Below are 15,349 nucleotides of genomic sequence, written 5' to 3' on the forward strand. Positions count from 1 at the left end.
ATGGCTCAGAACATCAAGATCAAGAACATCTCCCCGCTGGGTGACCTCGACGTGCCCTTGCTCGGGCAGATCGTCAAAGCAGGGCAGACCATCACCGTGCCTCAATCTGCAGCAGACAAGCTCCTGGCACAAGCACGTAACTTCGAACAGGTTGGAGGCAACCGATGACTACACAGCTTGATTGCTCGCTAGGGCTCGGCAAGGAAGGCGCCTACGGCGTACCTGCTACCCCAGACCAGTTCGTGGAGTTCATCTCCGAGACGCTGGCATGGAACCCGGAAATGGTCCAGGGCGAGGGCCTGCGTGTAGGGTCGCGTGCCCCGCGCACTGCCCGCCGCGCGCTGGGCAAGGAGATGTCCGGTGGAGACATCGAGGTGGAAGCGACAACCAAGGGCCTTGGAGTGTTCCTGCATGCGATCTTCGGCGAATCGGCCATCGCCGCGATCGATGCCGGTACGGGATACCAGCAGGTGCACACCTACACCAAGGGCGCACTGCCGTCGTACACCATCCAGAAAGGCGTGCCACTGATCGGTGGCGGCGCGATCCAGCCTCACACCTTCCACGGTGCTGTCGTAGAGTCCGCGGAGTTCAGCGCTGCACAGGGCGAAATCGTGAAGCTGTCCACCACCTGGAACGCCCGCGAGACCGTCACCGACACCCCGTACGTGCCGACCGTGTACCCGGCGGACATGGAACTGTTCACCTTCGTGCACGGCGCCATCACCATCGGCGGCTCGGTCACCGCGCCGACCAGCACGGCGCTGGCCACCGGCGGCACCGTCGCCGGCAACATCACCGAGTTCACGCTCTCGCTGTCCAACGGCATCGACGAAGGAGGCTTCACCTTCGGCTCTGCCGGCAAGCGTGGACGCCGCCCCGAGGGCGGCCTGATCGAAGCGACCGGCTCCATGGTCGCCGAGTACGACAACAACATGCTGCGCGACGCCTTCCTGAACCAGGAAGCGCTGCAGATCGTGCTCACCTTCGAAGCAGGAGCTGAGATCTCCGCCGGGGTTCGCCCCACCTTGCAGATCTTCCTGTCCTCGGTGAAGCTCGACGGCCAGCTGCCCGCCTCCAACGGTGGCGAACCAATCACCCAGTCCATCGACTTCACATCCCTGGACGGGCTGCTCGCAGGGGTCGAACCGGTCTACGCCGTATACCGGTCCACCGACACCGCCTACTGATGAGCGGCAACGATCCGCAGATCGAATTCGACACGAAGAATCTGCGGGCAACCCTCCAACGGGTCAAGGAAGAGCAGGGGCCGCGCATGCTGCGCAACCTCCGCCGCAACCTCCGATCCGTAGGTGACGGCATCATCGCCGGGCAACGCCAGGAACTCTCCGGTCCGTTGCCCGGCGTGGCCGTCCGAGCAGGAAAGAAAATCGTTCGCGTCAAGCCACGCAACGGCCGCAAGGCCTACCTGCGCACCATCAACGTGTACGACGCCCGAGAAGCTCGACGCTCACGCAGCACTAACCTGCGCGCAAGCATCAAGCAAAACCTCAAGACCCGCGTCGTCGCCGGCAAGACCCGCTCGGGAATCCGCATCGAAGCGGCCAAGACACCGAGCAAATCGAGCGGCAAGAAGTACGACATGGCCAACGTCTGGAACAAGAAGACCTTCCGCCACCCAGCCTTCGGCAACCGTCGCGGTGACTGGGTCACCCAGTACGGCCAGCCCTACTGGTGGAAACCGATCGCCAAGGGCAGCAAGCAAGCCGCGGCTCAGGCAGAAAAAGCAATCACCGACGCACTGAACGGAAAAGGATAACCATGAAGCTGATCATCGGCGACAAGAAATACCCGCTCAAAGAAGGCATCGCCAAAGCCAGCCTCGGCGACCTCTACGTTCTCAAGATCAAATCCGGTATGGGCATCAAAACAATCATGCACACCTTCAACGGACTCAAAGGCGCTGAAACCCACCTCGATTTCCTCGAGGACGAAAAGGGCATCCAAGCCTTGCGCGCGATGATCTTCCTCTGCCGCCGCGCTGCCGGTGAACACGTCGACTTCGACGAAGCAACCGACGTGCCTATCAGCTCCATCGGATTCGAAACTGAAGAAGAGGACACCGCCGAAGCCGACCCAAAAGAAACCCCGACGGCTTCCGCTCCGGACGACGAAACTCCCGAACCGGGGCCAGCGACCACATAGACGACATCGAGCAAAGCATCTTCCGCTGGCTCCCCACCATCTCCCACGTCTGGCCAGGAATAACCCCGCTCAACGTCTGGGACATGAAATACGACATGTGGATCCTCTACGTCCGCCACGCGGACAAATGGGCCGAACAACAAAAGAAAGCCCGCGAACGCAAGCGCTCGCCGAGGGCGGGACGCCGACGCTAGGCAGGAAGGGTGGCCATGGCTGTTCAGAAGCTGATGTTCGACATCATTGGCAACGCGAAGAATGTTGATAAGGCGTTCGATGATGTAGTGAAGTCGGCCGAGACCATGGGCGGCCGGTTGAAGGCGGCGGGCAAGGACGCGTTCGCCGGGATGATGGATCCCCGTGTGGGTGCTGGTGCTGGTGCCATCGCTGGTGCCGCGCTGACCAAGGGGTTTATGACTGCCCTGGACGCGGATCAAATCAATCGCGAGATCTCGGCTGGGCTCGGATTGGATCCGGGGCAGGCAGCTGCCGCGGCGTCCGCCACTGGCGACTTGTACACCAGTGCCTTCGGTGACTCCATGCAAGAGGTTGGCTCCGCAGTGGAGACAGTTATCTCCACCTTCCCTGGTATGAAGTCCGCCGGCGAAGATGCGATTGAGTCGATGACTGGCAAGGCCATGGCCTTGGGCAAGGCGCTGGAAGCTGACGTGGGAGAAGCTGCCAGCGCGGCGGGCATCATGGTTACTTCGGGCCTGGCGAAGGACGGCGCCGAGGCGATGGACCTGCTGGCCGCGGCGTCGCAGAACGTGCCGAAGGCGATGCGTGGCGAGCTGATTCCCACGCTCAGCGAGTACTCGAAGGACTTCCAGGCGCTGGGCATCCAGGGGCCGAATGCCATGGGTCTGATCGCTGATGCTGCCCAGGGCGGCACGATCCAGATGGACAAGACCGGTGACGCGCTCAAGGAGTTCATGATCCGGGCATCCGACTTGGATGACACGGGAGCGCAGGACGCCTTGGCTGGGATTGGCCTGTCCGGAACGGACATGGCCAACAGCTTGCTGGCCGGCGGGGACCAGGCCTCGGGCGCTTTCCAACAGATTGTGTCAGAGCTGCAGGGCATCAAGGATCCAGGCAAGCAGGCCGCCGCTGCGGTGGCTCTGTTCGGCACGCCTTTGGAAGACATCGGCAAGGACAAGATTCCGGGCTTCCTCGACGCGCTCACCTCCGCCGATGGCGGGCTGGGCGAGACGGCAGGCAAGGCCGACGAGCTGGCCACCGCGCTGACCGATGGGCCTCAGGCCGCGCTCACCACTCTGGGTCGCGAAGCGGAGTCTGCGTTGGGCGGCCTGGTAGCCGGAGCATTGCCAGTCCTTGAGCCACTTTTGGAAGGACTCGCACAGTTCGCGCCGATCCTTGGCCCGCTAGTGCTGGCCATCGGCGCTTTTGCCGTGGCCCAGGGCATCGCGAACGCTGTCATGTGGGCAAGCCCAGTGACCTGGATCGTCGCCGGAATCGTCCTGCTGATCGCCGCGCTCGCTCTGCTGATCGCTAACTGGGACACTGTCGTAGCGTGGATCGGTGAAGTATGGGGCGGATTCCTCGGCTGGCTTGGCGAAGTGACAAACGGTTTCATCGAGGGATGGAACGCCATGTGGGCCGGGGTCGGAGAATTCCTGTCCGGACTGTGGCAAGGATTCGTAGACGGCGCCCAGAATATGGGCCAGAATCTGGTCGATTTCTTCACCGGCTTGCCTGACCTGATCCTCGGTGCCCTCTCCGGTGCCGGAAATTGGCTGGTCGATACTGGTCGAAATATCATCCAAGGCCTGCTCGACGGTATCGGCTCGCTGGCCGGATCGATCGGAAACTTCTTCCTCGACCTGCTGCCTGGCTGGATCGTTGGCCCGTTCAAGGCCGCACTCGGCATTCACTCGCCGTCCCGCGTGTTCGCTGGCTTCGGCGAGAACATCGGCGAAGGCGTGCTTGTCGGTGTTGAGGACATGGCACCGGCGATCGACGCATCAATGGCGCACCTGGTAGAAGTACCCGATGCACCGGGGCCGGTCGGCTTCGCTGCAGCTACGGCACCGATGGCACCGAGCCAGCAGGTCGTAGAACGCTCAACGACCTACGCACCGACGTACCAAGTGTCGGGACCTGACCCCGAAGCGATTGCACAGCGAATCCGCGCCAAGGATCGGCACGACGCGAAAATGAAGGGATGGGATCCGGGTGAGCCTTAGCGTGAACTTGGCCGGGATGGAGCTGAACAACCCGTCATCCAGGTACGGTTACCTTGAAATTGACGACATCGACGGCTGGTTCAACTCGCCTGCTACGAAGCAGACTCAGAACGCCCGGGTCAACGCTGACGGAGACTTCCCGGCGCCGGTCTTCTACGAGTCGCGGTTCATCACACTATCCGGGGCGCTGGCAGCTAACAGCGCCCCGGAGCGGTGGACCGGGAGCAACATGTTGGCCGCACTGCTCAACGGCGGCGAGAAGAAGCTGATCATCAGGATCGATGGCTTGGCCCAATGGGCAATGGTTCAGCATAACGGGCAACCGGAGATTGACGTGGTCGCCAACCGCCTGATCAATTACCAGTTGAATCTGAAAGCCACAGACCCCTACAAATACGGTGGCCACAACAATTTCTCGGTAGCGCTGGGTTCTGCGGTCGATGTCTTTCATCGAGGGACGGTGAGCGCTTGGCCGATCGTCACCGTGTCAGGCTCTGCCCCTGCTGGATACGCCCTGTCACTGAACGGGCGGCTGGTCCGCATCACTGAACCTCTCGTCTCGGGCAGCACGCACACGTTGAACATGAGAACGGGCGTTCTCAAAGTCGCAGGCACACGGGTCTACGGGCGAATTGAAGTTGCCGAATATTGGTCGGTTCCTCCCGGCGAAACCTCGGCAGCCAACACAGCACCCGTCAGTACCGGATCCGGAACAGTGCAGTTCGACTTCGACGACACGTATATTTAGGAGGATGCCTTGCCTTACCGCGTGCAGGTGGTTGACGGGCGTGTTGAGACTCCGGGAGTTCCTCCAACTTGGAAGCCACGTATGGAACTGCCATTCGACTCCGGGTCATGGTCCAGGAAACGTAACGGCGGAGCCGGCGGACAGCTGACTATAAACACCTTGGACGAGCGCTTCCAAGGCGTTCAACGTCTTCCGATCTGGCCGTGGCAGTCGTGGATCGTCGTCGAGTGGCAGGCGGCTGCTTTTACTGCGTGGAACATCGTCTACGCGGGAGTCATCACCGAAGATTCCTACGATTGGGCATCGAAAAAAATCACCATCTCGCATTCTGATGTCTGGTCGATTTTTGATCAGAGGATCGTGACCACGGACCGAACCAACGATATTGCAGGTTCTAAGATCACCTGGTCCGGGCTATCCAAGGCGACGATGATCAAACGGATCATCCAGAACATCACCAACGGTTTCGGATCCCCGCTGATGTACGAATTCCCGTTCGTGCTTCCAGCAGACGAAGCTGGCACGGAAACGCTGACCGTCTATGGGTATAACTTCGAGAAAGCCTCCGACCTCATCAACGATTTCATCCAGGACGATGGCGGACCAGATATTGATTTCCGGCCTCGGTGGTCGAGCTCTGGCTCGCTGGAATGGGTGATGGAAGTCAACGCGAACAAGACTCGCGTGTGGGACTACGACTTGGATGCAGACCAGGCTTCGGTCGAGAACTTGACCTACAAGCTCAGCGGATCAGCATTGTGCATCAAGGTCTACGGAGCCGGCGAGGGATCCGAGCGGCGAACGTTGGTCCGCCAGTCGGATCACAACGAATCGAACTACCTGGCCATGGAGGACTCGGAAAAGTTCTCCGGGATCAAGGATCTGACCAAGCTGCAGTCAATCACGACGGGCAACCGGCTCGGCCGTGCAGCAGCGATCCGCCAGATCGACATGACGGTCCGAGCTGACGGCTTACCAGCACTCAGCGAACTGGCCCTTGGCGGGTCGGTGCGTTGGAAAGCTGACAACGATGTGTGGCTCCCCAGCGGGTGGCACTCCTGGGAAGTAATCGCATTCTCGGGAAGTCTCACAGACGAGACTATCAAGATCACCACTCAAGACTTGTTAGGGCCGGAGGCTGACCTGTGAGTATCCAACGCAACCTCAACGATGGAAACATCAAGGACATCCTGCGCCGGCTGTATCGCCTGGAACGCCAGTCAATGCTGGCGCACTCGGCGATCGGGCGCGAGGGCTTAGAAGTTTATGACGGCGGTTGGATCAAGATCCTCAACGGTGGCCTTGAAGTCATTGGATCCGCTTACATTACTGGCCGATTGATTTCCAACGGTGAGAACATTTTCAATGGCACCACGGAGATGAACGGACCAACAACTGTCGCAGGCGACTTCGAAATTGTCTCCGGCGGCCTATTCAAGTCCGGAACGGTTGAAATTCGGCCGGACGGGTCAGCGGACTTCGGAACCCTCAATATTGAGTCAGACGGAACTCTGAACGTCAACAACGATGTGAATGTCATGGAGAACGGCATCATCAATGTTGGCACGAACATGAAGCTGACTCCATCGGATGATGGTGGAGCGATGGTGTTCCAGGACGGTTCGAAAGTTTCCTCTGTTGGAGGCACCGTACAGGTGAAATCATCTTCCCCGGGCGTCGGATTCACCGCTGGATTGAACACGGCGGGCATCGGCGCGGGACCGAACGGAGCCATCATGTCGGTGGGCGATGATGGCGAATGGGTTATCCAGGGTGGGCAAGTATCGATGCAGTCCATCGGAGACAGAATCAGCGCCGCTGGCCACGTTGATATCTCAAAGGAACTTACCGTAGGCGTAGTGCCAGCGGCGCCTAGTGGATCTACTGCGAACCTCTATTGGGACAGCGCAACCAAGCAGATCATGTTGGTGTTCTAGTTTGTTGCTGGGGCAATAGGGTCTGGGATCTCCGAGGGCTTCAAAGCTCCGCGTTGGAGATCGCTGCAGAATCCGTCCTGCGCAGCAACAGCAAGGGCATCCTGATTCTCTTCACTGATTCCACGCAGATCAGATTCCACGTCAAGGACATCAGCGCCATCTCGCATTTGCTTGCAAGCATCACGACCAGCATTCAACAAGTCAGCGTCACTGAACTGTTGCTCGCCAATCCATCGGTAATTGACACTCTTCAAGAACAGCCCAGGATCATCACCCGATTCCTGAATCGCACCCTCCGCGCTCGCCGATGGGGCGGCCGTCACCGTCACGGTAGGTTGCGGTTCTGATGTGCTCTCCGCTGCAGTGCATCCGACGAGTGCCAAAGCCGATACTGCAAGCAGGGAAATAAGTTTAGGGCGCATGCCCACCAGATTAATCTAAGGAGCCGACGAATGGCAGATCCAAGCCCCGAATCAGAGGTAACAATCGAGCAACGACTCGAAACCCTTGAAACGGAACTCGCGAGGACTCAGCAAGCCAAGCAGGTGCAAGGACTGGTCATCAACCAGTACCGGCAATCCCTGACGGACGCGAATCACCAAAACGCGATCCTCACAGCACAACTCAAACTCGCAACCCAACCCACCGCATAGCCGGCGGGTTTTCTAATACCCAAGGGGGCTTGATGGCACTCGTAACGGGCAGCCTGAAAGACATACTCGGCTACAACCTCGATGGCCGCGAAGGCGTCCTGATCTTCACGCCGAACGAACCGGGCATACGCGCTTCGGGCGAACCAGGCGGAGTCGTACCTACCGAACCGATCGAAGTCACCCCCGACTCAAACGGGGATTGGTCAGCCGATCTGGCAACGACCTCAACGTTCCTGAACGACGTTTGGTACCGGTTGCAGATCCGCTGGCTGTCCAACGTCGAGGGCGCTGCCCTGATCGATTTCCCGGACTGGAAGATCCGCGTCACCGGCGCAGGGCTGATTAGCGACCTGATCGACTTCGGTGGCGGTTCCGGCGGCGGTGGCGGCGGAGGCGTAAATCCGAATATCTGGTGGGTCAGCGCCGACGCCGCGCCACCGTCAAACAGGTTCACCTGGCTGATCACAGACCCTTCAGATCCCGACCGGGAAGCATCAGGAATTCCGGGAACTACTATCGGCGACGTCCGAGTATGGAGGTAACCCCATGGCATGGGTAACAATCGCCAACGTCCGCGGCCCACGCGGCTTGAAGGGCGACCCAGGCGACCCGCTGAACCAAGCGGGCTGGGACTTCATGAAGGACAACTTTGATGCGCTGGACGGGAACGATCAGCGTTCGCCGTATATCGGCAGTAGCTGGGAAAGTGAAGGTGGCGGGTTTAACGCTAAGGGGATGCGCCAAACCTGGCTGGAGTGGCGTCCAAGTGACGGGGGCCCGTCCGACTGGGGGCTAAAGCTTCTCGGTGACCGGCTTGGTGTCAGGTTTGAGCAAAACGGTGAGTACCTGTACGCGGTGACTGATGCTGCCGGGCGTTTCACCGACGTAGAGTTGCGCAAAACAGATGGCAAGTTCTCTGACCGTGTCGTTGACGGGCTGGCTCCGCGCATCGCCGAGCGCATCGGTTCTGGCGGGTCCGGCCTTTCCGTGGGTGACCGGTATGTGGACGCGAACGGCGACCTGCAGCGCATGTTCCCTGATCTCACCCAGGCCTACGGTCTTGGTTCGTCCTCGATGCAGGGTATCGGGCCTTACCTTGAAGCTGTCCTAGCGGACACGATGGCCACCTTCCACAACGAGGGCAAATCCGGTGAGGTATCGGAAGAGATTTTCGCCCGGCTGGGGTCCCGTCCGGCTTTGCTCACGGTCGCTGGGGGCAGTATTCCATCGAGCGGCGCGGTCGGCGTGACTGCTTCGAACATGGGGGCGACCCAGTATCTGAAGCCGTTTTCCGGGGTACTCAACGGCGTGCACGGTGTACTTTCCTGGTCGGGTACGGAGACCGTCTTCACTCGTAGCGACAGCGGCTCGGCCGTCACGGTCCCTAATGGAACGCCGTTCATCCCCGATCTGGCCGAACCGGCGCGCAAGTCCGTGGCGATCCTCTGGGCCGGCAAGAACAACGTCAGCTCACCCACAGGCGCAACCCGCGCCATCGAGCAGACAGACCAGGCTTTCGACTGGTTCTCGCCCATGGTGAAGCGTGTCCTGGTCCTGGGGCATTTCGTGGACAACGACGTGGCTGAAGGCTCGATTCGCCGTACCAACGTCGAGCAGATCAACGCGGCGCACAAGGCCCGGTACGGTGACCTGTTCGTTGATGTTGCCGCCTATCTGGCATCAGCCCAGTTGTGGATTGATACGGGCATCACCCCGACAAGCAATGACCTGGCACAGCAGGCTGACGGGGTGCTTCCTGACAGCGTTGCTTCGAACCCGTCCCATCTGAACGATGCCGGGTATCAAGCCGTCGCCAACCTTGTTCGCACCCACCTGGCCAGCCTCGGCTGGTACATCTAAGGAGAAAAAAGTTCATGAGTACTTATCTTGCATCCGACGTGGCACTAACCAACCCGCTCCCTGGCACCCCGTATACGAAGGGGCGTGCGCTCTACATGGCGCAGTTCGGCGGTGGCAACACCGGCAACCTGATCGGCGTCTTCACCGCCGCGGGCGAGAGCCTGAAATCCCGGGCTTGGGAAGGTACGAACAACGTCTTCGCTGTGAACAACGGCATGGTTGTTCGTGGTGCTGATACTACTTCGGCCGTCACCGCGCAGATGCCAATGGAAGGTAACGGCGGCATGTTCGAGATGCAGATCGTTACCCGACCAACCGTCGGTGGCTTGTACTTCGATCTGTTCCGTAGCGCCGTGAATGGTTCTCCGAACGGTTACCGTCTAGAAATCCTGACGACCACCGTGCGACTCTGCCAGCGTGTTGGCGGCATCACGACCTACTTCGGAGATAATTTCCCCATCAGTGACGGTGACCGGGTGGGCGTTCGCTGGATGGGCGGGTCCTTGTCTTTGGTCGTCAATGGTGAAGAGAAGATCATTGCGAATACCAGTGACGTGGCCCTGTCTGGGTATTGCGGTTTGTCCGCTGTGCAGCCGGCTACCGGGTTCGCGCTGGACAGCCTCATGGTCACAACCTACTAGGAGGTGACCTGTGAATTGCAAAAATGAAAACCCGGCAATGGCCAGATCGCTGCCTTGGGGTGGCATCGACATTCTGCCTCTTCTTGACGCGTCGAAGTACGGGACTCGGTGCGAGATCGGCCGATGCCACTGCGGTTCCGAATTCTGCACAGGCTATTTCAGCAGAGCCTTCCGCGATGGTGTTCTGCTCGGCGAAGGCCATGTCGAACAAGGAAAAATGGTTTTGCCGAGAACTGTTTCGCCTGGTGAATTCTTCGGATATCAGGAGCCTGCCGATGCGTAAAAAACACTGGACAGTCGCCCTATGGCTGAAAATCCAGGAACCCCGAGTCGTGACCATTGTGCAAACCCTCGTCTACATGCTCTGCGCGGTCGGGGGAATCTCAACCATCGTCGACCCGCCCTCATCTATTGAGGGCGCGTTCGGCAGCGGGGTGATCTTCGCCTGGGGCATCTTCGCTCTCATTGGAGGGTTGATGGGCGCGTATGCCGCGCCAGGCGGTAAGTGGCTGATCGAGAAACCCGCGATCATTGCCTGCATTACCGCCATCGGTTTTTACGCGGGCATCATCCTGACTATGCAATTGACCAGCAGCGGGAACCGGCTCGTGCAACTGGTCTTTGTCCTTATCGGCTTGCTGCACTTCATCGCACGCTACGCCCGAATTCGCCCCTACTCTTATGAGCCCGGCAAGTAGGAGGCCAATGTGGATTGGTCCCAAATCTGGCCAATAATCGCCACCCTAGTCGGTGGTGGCGGGTTCCTCACCGTCGCTCTACAAGAGTGGACCAAGTACCGTTCCGGGCGTGCTGACGAAGAGCGCCAAGAGAACTTGACGCTGGCGCAGAAAGCCCAGCAATCCGAGGCCTGGCGTGAGTATGAGGCCACTTACCGGCGGCTCATCATGGAGCACTGCTCGCACGTTCGCCGTGTAGCGATCGAGTATGGTGCACCGATTGAGCGGATCGGTACGTGGCCGAGTGAACCGACGAAACCAGAACCACCAAAGATTGCCAAATAGGCGGTCTTTCTTTTTGCCCAGTCACGAACGGTGTCTGGGTTTTTCTATGCCCTAAAGGAACACACATGACCATGATTATCAGCCGTGAAACGTGGGGAGCCAAGCATAACGATGGCTTCTATAACCGTAAGGTTGGCCGCTTGGATAAGTGGCTGCACCACAGCGTGACCTTGCAGCTCGCGATCAACGCCGCTCTGGCGTCCGAGTACCGCGAGATGCGCAAGCTCGACGACATCGGGCAGTCCCGATTCAAGGGCGGCATCAGCTACACCTTCGTGATCTTCCCGTCCGGCCGCATCTACGAGGGCCACAGCATCGGACGAGTCGGCGCGCACACCGCCGGCCGCAACTCGATCAGCGCCGGCATCTGCCTGGCCGGAAACTACGAGACCCACCAGGTCACCGCCGAGCAAGTCGCCTCGCTCGCGTGGCTGCTCAACGAAGGCATCGACGAGGGCTGGTGGACCGAACCGAAGCTCGACGGCGGGCACCGCGACACCAAGTCCACCGCCTGCCCAGGCAAGAACGCCTACGCGAAGATCCCCGCCATCAACAAGCTGGCGAAGTCCGGCGACGTGGTGCCAGTGGCCAATCCGAATCCTGAGAAGGTCGACGAGCAAAAGTCCTCGAACGGCAAGAGCATCCAGCAGCTCGCGTCCGAGGTGCGGGCTGGGAAGCACGGCAACGGGCACGCAAACCGTCAGCTATCCCTCGGCGTCAACGATGCGACGTACGCGAAGATTCGCGCCGAGGTCAACAAGCGTGAGGGCGCCAAGGCACCGGACCCTGCGAAGTCGAAGCCTGCAGCTCCGAAGTCGGCCGGCAAATCGGTGGCGACCATGGCGGCCGAGGTCATCGCCGGCAAGCACGGGACCGGGCACACGAACCGGCAGCGCAGCCTCGGCATCAGCGCGGCGAAGTACGCCCAGGTGCGGGCCGAGGTCAACCGCCGGGCCGGCGGGAAGGCCCCGGCGAAGCCGAAGGGCAAAAGCGTTTCGCAGATGGCCACCGAGGTCATCCAAGGAAAGCACGGCAACGGGCACGGGAACCGGCAGAAATCCTTGGGCGTGAACAATGCGTCCTACGCCAAGGTCCGTGCCGAAGTAAACAAGCGAATCTAAGGAGAAATAAGCATGGCTAAGCATGCAGCCGTCACCACCCAGTCACAGCATCCATGGCGAGCTACCGTCCGCACGATCCTCGCGGTCATCGTCGCTCTCGCGGCCATGGCCCCGTCAATCTACACGGCGGCCACGATGGGCAGCCCAGAGGCAGCCACCGGCGCCGCGGCGCTGGCCCTGGGTATCGCCGCAGCAGTTACTCGCATCATGGCTCTCCCGATGATCGAAGCGTTCCTGCAGCGCTTCCTGCCTTGGCTAGCCGCCGGCACCAAGACCGACGAGCCGCCCACCACAGGTATCGAAGTAAATGCCCCGGGTACTCTGGAAGAATAGACAGAGCCGCCCTATCCTCAATATGAGGATAGGGCGATTTTCTGCGTTAATGAAGGCAACCCGCCAGCACTTGGGGGATGCTGACGGGTTCGACTAGCATAAATCCATTATTGGGGGAAAAGGGTTTACTGCCTGACTAGTCGTTAGAAGGTAGAAATCGTACCAATGCAGACTCTGTCTACACCATCAGCCGAAAAGCAACCCCTTTTCAAGGATTGAATCCGGATTGAATAAATGATCCATATTCACGGATTATCACGAAAAGCCTATGCATAAAGGCGTATAACGCTCTAGCATGTGTTTAGGTTTCACGCTGGACTTAAGTTTTTTGGGGAAACGAAAGTCCTTGGGGTCCTGGATGGGGATCCATGGCCCAGCGCAAAACTCGCAACCAGCCCTCGCTGATGAGCAAATCAGCGAGGGCTGGATTATTTCTAGAGACGATCGTCTGGTGGACTATCGCGAGTATGCAAGTCACATATTGCAGTACGTAGCGGGATAAGAATCAGTTGTGGATTCCCAATGAATCCGACCAGCCTCTTTGCCTATTCCGAGCTCAACGCTAGGGTGATTGATATGCGGCCTGCCCCAATGCACCGGGAAGGGTCCTCTGTTGTCGGTTGCACCATTTGCTTGCCTTCTTGCTTACCATTTGTTGGCAGCAGCTGTAGCCGGGAACCCCTTTCGGCGGTTCCGGTGTTGTAGTAGGCGCCGGGACCACCGCCAGCTTGCAACGTGAGTATTAGTTGTATCGTTTCAGCTAGCATGAGAGTGACGGTCAGGGATGCCGTCAGTTTGGTGTTTCAGAAATACGAGCGAACCCGCGGTAGCCATACCATTTTGTCCCATACAGAAATCCGCCCCACCCTCATTGCGAGAGTAGGGCGGATTCTTGTTTAGATAGGAATGAATAAATGATTAATCAACGTCATCTTCGGTTGACGACTTAGTTGCAACATCTTCGGAAGAAAATCTGATTATCTGCACATTTGGTTCGGGCATCAGATACGGAAGGTCGGCAGTACTCATTTCAACCATCGACGCCAACTGGCGTAATGTCGAGGACGCCGAGTGGTAAAGAGCCCGTGCTGCAGCTGTTGTTGATATGAGGGCAGACAATTCATCGTCGTCTTTACTCAGGGCATCCGCAAAGGGAAAGCCATAAACGCGCCCACTCATAGTTGTCGAGCAAGTTATATCGTCGTGAGTAACACTGAGATTCGTAGCTAGGATCATTTCCTGGTCGTCTGTTTCTAGGAATAGACCAAGCTGAAAAGAGACCTCATCCGAGAGTGTTTTTGGTGACGATGTAGCTTGAGCATCGGTTACACGAGGATGGATGAGCACTATGTCTGTAATCAAGTCAGCTGACTTTGGATGTGTCTGATTAGACATGAGCTACAGCCGTCTTGCTTCCTAGCACACGCTCAAACAAAGAGGAAGCAGCGTCTCTGTCTGATGGCTTGAACACCTTGGCGATCTCACGTTCCACCGTTGACGCTCGTTTCCTACGTGCCCAAGCTTCACCATCTGATGCTAGGAACTGAATATGAACAGCAACGGCGATCCCATAAGCCATTACAAACTCAACAGGTGGAGAAAAATCGTGATGCTCGAAATCGAGTACATCTTCTTCGTCAAAGCCTATTTGTTCGGCTAGTTCTCTAGGTGAGTAGCCCTTGCGAATTCTCGCACTGGTTAAAGTGTCGATCAGCGTATCCAAGCCACGAACTATGTCAGTGGCAAGAAGTGAAGAGGTCGTAGTCGAACTAGCAAATGGGTTGACTGCGGACATCTTTGCTTCCTTCCTATTGTGTTGCCTGGCTCTTGTTAATATATCCCCAAAGGTAGTCGTCCTTGAGACCTTCGCGGAATCTTTCACCGGCTTCTTCGATATGAGATTGTTGAACCCCCTGCGTATCCCCGTCGCCGGGCTTTCTCCCGAACTTGAGGGCCAACATCACGCCAGTTAGGTCGATCGGCTCCGCGAAGTACAAGCGAAACAAGAATCTTCGTTGCTGACGACTTTCTCTGGCCCCGTGATTTACTCGCATTTCAAAGAGCACTGGCGGGCGAGTAAACACCTCACCAACGTCATCCTTAGAACCGAATTTCAGGTCACCTTTGATCGCGCGATCCCATTTGGATTCAAATTGGGCACGTACCAATTCTCGTACGGCTACAGGAACATTGTTGAACGAGCGATCTATTTCAGGATGAGTAGGACAGATCCCATCTGGGGGAAGTCGGCAATGATGCCATTCTCCGCCACTCCGCGTCGACCTGAGTGGTACAGTCAAGACGGGCTTTTTAGATGGGAATACCTGATTTGGAGTAGGGATACTCACCCTGGCCTCCTCAACTGTTTTAATGTAGACGGCTGCTCGGCGTGTTGAGTAGCCCACGAGTTAGCCTTCTGCAACATGCATCTTGATCGAGTCTAACTGGCAACAGTCTAACCATAATATTGACAAGTGAACAATCATAAGTGGTTTAGATGACTCCGAGGTTCCCTGTGATTCTCGGGAGTTTTGAAGTTCGTAATCTTGGACTAGAGCTTTTCACTTTGAAAAATGGTTCGGCGGAACTTGCCTTTGGTGAGCGTTGCAATGCGCTTTGAAGCTTTCAATCTCTAGTAGCGATGAGCAAACCTTCACACTCATG

The 15,349-nt window shown here is 58.2% G+C and carries 20 protein-coding genes; 16 read left to right on the top strand and 4 right to left on the bottom strand.

Going from position 1 to position 15,349, the window contains the following annotated elements; genetic code table 11:
* The 8 genes from ACNPM8_RS01710 (at position 1) to ACNPM8_RS01745 (ending at position 7,055) form a co-directional block, all read left to right on the top strand.
* Complete coding sequence (locus ACNPM8_RS01710; RefSeq protein WP_448939167.1) at positions 1 to 168, top strand: hypothetical protein; 168 nt, start codon at positions 1 to 3, stop codon at positions 166 to 168.
* A complete protein-coding gene (locus tag ACNPM8_RS01715) occupies positions 165 to 1,190 on the top strand; it encodes a phage tail tube protein (protein WP_448939168.1) in 1,026 nt (341 codons plus the stop codon). The genes ACNPM8_RS01710 and ACNPM8_RS01715 overlap by 4 nt, the downstream gene beginning before the upstream one ends.
* Positions 1,190 to 1,780: a hypothetical protein gene (locus tag ACNPM8_RS01720; RefSeq protein ID WP_448939169.1), complete on the top strand. Its 591-nt coding sequence runs from the start codon at positions 1,190 to 1,192 to the stop codon at positions 1,778 to 1,780. The genes ACNPM8_RS01715 and ACNPM8_RS01720 overlap by 1 nt, the downstream gene beginning before the upstream one ends.
* 2 nt (positions 1,781 to 1,782) lie before the next feature.
* Positions 1,783 to 2,166, top strand: coding sequence for a hypothetical protein (locus ACNPM8_RS01725; RefSeq protein WP_448939170.1), 384 nt, complete (start codon positions 1,783 to 1,785; stop codon positions 2,164 to 2,166).
* Between the two features lie 209 nt (positions 2,167 to 2,375).
* Positions 2,376 to 4,370 (top strand): hypothetical protein, encoded by a 1,995-nt coding sequence (locus tag ACNPM8_RS01730; RefSeq protein WP_448939171.1) that lies wholly within the window; start codon positions 2,376 to 2,378, stop codon positions 4,368 to 4,370.
* Positions 4,371 to 4,386: 16 nt separating this feature from the next.
* The gene (locus ACNPM8_RS01735) at positions 4,387 to 5,118 is read left to right on the top strand and encodes a hypothetical protein (RefSeq protein WP_448939172.1); all 732 of its coding nucleotides are present in this window, start codon (positions 4,387 to 4,389) and stop codon (positions 5,116 to 5,118) included.
* Positions 5,119 to 5,199: 81 nt separating this feature from the next.
* Positions 5,200 to 6,267 (top strand): hypothetical protein, encoded by a 1,068-nt coding sequence (locus ACNPM8_RS01740; protein WP_448939173.1) that lies wholly within the window; start codon positions 5,200 to 5,202, stop codon positions 6,265 to 6,267.
* On the top strand, positions 6,264 to 7,055 hold the full coding sequence (locus ACNPM8_RS01745) for a hypothetical protein (RefSeq protein WP_448939174.1): 792 nt from the start codon (positions 6,264 to 6,266) through the stop codon (positions 7,053 to 7,055). Before ACNPM8_RS01740 ends, ACNPM8_RS01745 begins: the two co-directional genes overlap by 4 nt.
* Here the strand turns inward: ACNPM8_RS01745 and ACNPM8_RS01750 are convergent.
* A complete protein-coding gene (locus ACNPM8_RS01750) occupies positions 7,052 to 7,477 on the bottom strand; it encodes a hypothetical protein (RefSeq protein ID WP_448939175.1) in 426 nt (141 codons plus the stop codon). The two genes, ACNPM8_RS01745 and ACNPM8_RS01750, sit on opposite strands and share 4 nt — an antisense overlap.
* 30 nt (positions 7,478 to 7,507) lie before the next feature.
* On the opposite strand from ACNPM8_RS01750, the gene ACNPM8_RS01755 reads away from it, so the two are divergent.
* From ACNPM8_RS01755 to ACNPM8_RS01790, 8 genes are all read left to right on the top strand, one after another.
* Positions 7,508 to 7,708, top strand: a complete 201-nt coding sequence (locus tag ACNPM8_RS01755; RefSeq protein ID WP_448939176.1) for a hypothetical protein — start codon at positions 7,508 to 7,510, stop codon at positions 7,706 to 7,708.
* A gap of 32 nt (positions 7,709 to 7,740) precedes the next feature.
* On the top strand, positions 7,741 to 8,250 hold the full coding sequence (locus ACNPM8_RS01760; protein WP_448939177.1) for a hypothetical protein: 510 nt from the start codon (positions 7,741 to 7,743) through the stop codon (positions 8,248 to 8,250).
* Between the two features lie 4 nt (positions 8,251 to 8,254).
* Positions 8,255 to 9,568 carry a hypothetical protein gene (locus tag ACNPM8_RS01765; protein WP_448939178.1) on the top strand — a complete coding sequence of 438 codons (1,314 nt, stop codon included), beginning with the start codon at positions 8,255 to 8,257 and terminating at the stop codon, positions 9,566 to 9,568.
* 14 nt (positions 9,569 to 9,582) lie between these two features.
* Complete coding sequence (locus ACNPM8_RS01770; RefSeq protein WP_448939179.1) at positions 9,583 to 10,209, top strand: hypothetical protein; 627 nt, start codon at positions 9,583 to 9,585, stop codon at positions 10,207 to 10,209.
* 23 nt (positions 10,210 to 10,232) lie between these two features.
* Positions 10,233 to 10,907 (top strand): hypothetical protein, encoded by a 675-nt coding sequence (locus ACNPM8_RS01775; RefSeq protein WP_448939180.1) that lies wholly within the window; start codon positions 10,233 to 10,235, stop codon positions 10,905 to 10,907.
* Between the two features lie 9 nt (positions 10,908 to 10,916).
* Positions 10,917 to 11,231, top strand: a complete 315-nt coding sequence (locus ACNPM8_RS01780; RefSeq protein ID WP_448939181.1) for a hypothetical protein — start codon at positions 10,917 to 10,919, stop codon at positions 11,229 to 11,231.
* A 65-nt stretch (positions 11,232 to 11,296) separates the two neighbouring features.
* Positions 11,297 to 12,352: an N-acetylmuramoyl-L-alanine amidase gene (locus tag ACNPM8_RS01785; RefSeq protein WP_448939182.1), complete on the top strand. Its 1,056-nt coding sequence runs from the start codon at positions 11,297 to 11,299 to the stop codon at positions 12,350 to 12,352.
* A gap of 12 nt (positions 12,353 to 12,364) precedes the next feature.
* Positions 12,365 to 12,685 (top strand): hypothetical protein, encoded by a 321-nt coding sequence (locus tag ACNPM8_RS01790; RefSeq protein WP_448939183.1) that lies wholly within the window; start codon positions 12,365 to 12,367, stop codon positions 12,683 to 12,685.
* Positions 12,686 to 13,603: 918 nt separating this feature from the next.
* Here the strand turns inward: ACNPM8_RS01790 and ACNPM8_RS01795 are convergent.
* From ACNPM8_RS01795 to ACNPM8_RS01805, 3 genes are read right to left on the bottom strand one after another with little or no spacing between them, the layout of a single operon-like run.
* Positions 13,604 to 14,080, bottom strand: coding sequence for a hypothetical protein (locus ACNPM8_RS01795; protein WP_448939184.1), 477 nt, complete (start codon positions 14,078 to 14,080; stop codon positions 13,604 to 13,606).
* Entirely contained in the window at positions 14,073 to 14,480 is a 408-nt protein-coding gene (locus ACNPM8_RS01800; RefSeq protein ID WP_448939035.1) for a hypothetical protein, read from the bottom strand. Before ACNPM8_RS01800 ends, ACNPM8_RS01795 begins: the two co-directional genes overlap by 8 nt.
* A 13-nt stretch (positions 14,481 to 14,493) precedes the next feature.
* Positions 14,494 to 15,033 carry a hypothetical protein gene (locus ACNPM8_RS01805; RefSeq protein ID WP_448939036.1) on the bottom strand — a complete coding sequence of 180 codons (540 nt, stop codon included), beginning with the start codon at positions 15,031 to 15,033 and terminating at the stop codon, positions 14,494 to 14,496.
* Positions 15,034 to 15,349: the final 316 nt, after the last annotated feature.

The organism is Glutamicibacter sp. AGC46, from assembly GCF_053543715.1.

Excerpts from the sequence above, each read along its gene's own strand:
- ACNPM8_RS01710 (WP_448939167.1), top strand. The coding sequence starts at position 1 with ATGGCTCAGAACATCAAGATCAAGAACATCTCCCCGCTGGGTGACCTC.
- ACNPM8_RS01715 (WP_448939168.1), top strand. The coding sequence starts at position 165 with ATGACTACACAGCTTGATTGCTCGCTAGGGCTCGGCAAGGAAGGCGCC.
- ACNPM8_RS01720 (WP_448939169.1), top strand. The coding sequence starts at position 1,190 with ATGAGCGGCAACGATCCGCAGATCGAATTCGACACGAAGAATCTGCGG.
- ACNPM8_RS01725 (WP_448939170.1), top strand. The coding sequence starts at position 1,783 with ATGAAGCTGATCATCGGCGACAAGAAATACCCGCTCAAAGAAGGCATC.
- ACNPM8_RS01730 (WP_448939171.1), top strand. The coding sequence starts at position 2,376 with ATGGCTGTTCAGAAGCTGATGTTCGACATCATTGGCAACGCGAAGAAT.
- ACNPM8_RS01735 (WP_448939172.1), top strand. The coding sequence starts at position 4,387 with ATGGAGCTGAACAACCCGTCATCCAGGTACGGTTACCTTGAAATTGAC.
- ACNPM8_RS01740 (WP_448939173.1), top strand. The coding sequence starts at position 5,200 with ATGGAACTGCCATTCGACTCCGGGTCATGGTCCAGGAAACGTAACGGC.
- ACNPM8_RS01750 (WP_448939175.1), bottom strand. The coding sequence starts at position 7,477 with ATGCGCCCTAAACTTATTTCCCTGCTTGCAGTATCGGCTTTGGCACTC.
- ACNPM8_RS01755 (WP_448939176.1), top strand. The coding sequence starts at position 7,508 with ATGGCAGATCCAAGCCCCGAATCAGAGGTAACAATCGAGCAACGACTC.
- ACNPM8_RS01760 (WP_448939177.1), top strand. The coding sequence starts at position 7,741 with ATGGCACTCGTAACGGGCAGCCTGAAAGACATACTCGGCTACAACCTC.
- ACNPM8_RS01765 (WP_448939178.1), top strand. The coding sequence starts at position 8,255 with ATGGCATGGGTAACAATCGCCAACGTCCGCGGCCCACGCGGCTTGAAG.
- ACNPM8_RS01770 (WP_448939179.1), top strand. The coding sequence starts at position 9,583 with ATGAGTACTTATCTTGCATCCGACGTGGCACTAACCAACCCGCTCCCT.
- ACNPM8_RS01775 (WP_448939180.1), top strand. The coding sequence starts at position 10,233 with ATGAAAACCCGGCAATGGCCAGATCGCTGCCTTGGGGTGGCATCGACA.
- ACNPM8_RS01785 (WP_448939182.1), top strand. The coding sequence starts at position 11,297 with ATGACCATGATTATCAGCCGTGAAACGTGGGGAGCCAAGCATAACGAT.
- ACNPM8_RS01790 (WP_448939183.1), top strand. The coding sequence starts at position 12,365 with ATGGCTAAGCATGCAGCCGTCACCACCCAGTCACAGCATCCATGGCGA.
- ACNPM8_RS01795 (WP_448939184.1), bottom strand. The coding sequence starts at position 14,080 with ATGTCTAATCAGACACATCCAAAGTCAGCTGACTTGATTACAGACATA.
- ACNPM8_RS01800 (WP_448939035.1), bottom strand. The coding sequence starts at position 14,480 with ATGTCCGCAGTCAACCCATTTGCTAGTTCGACTACGACCTCTTCACTT.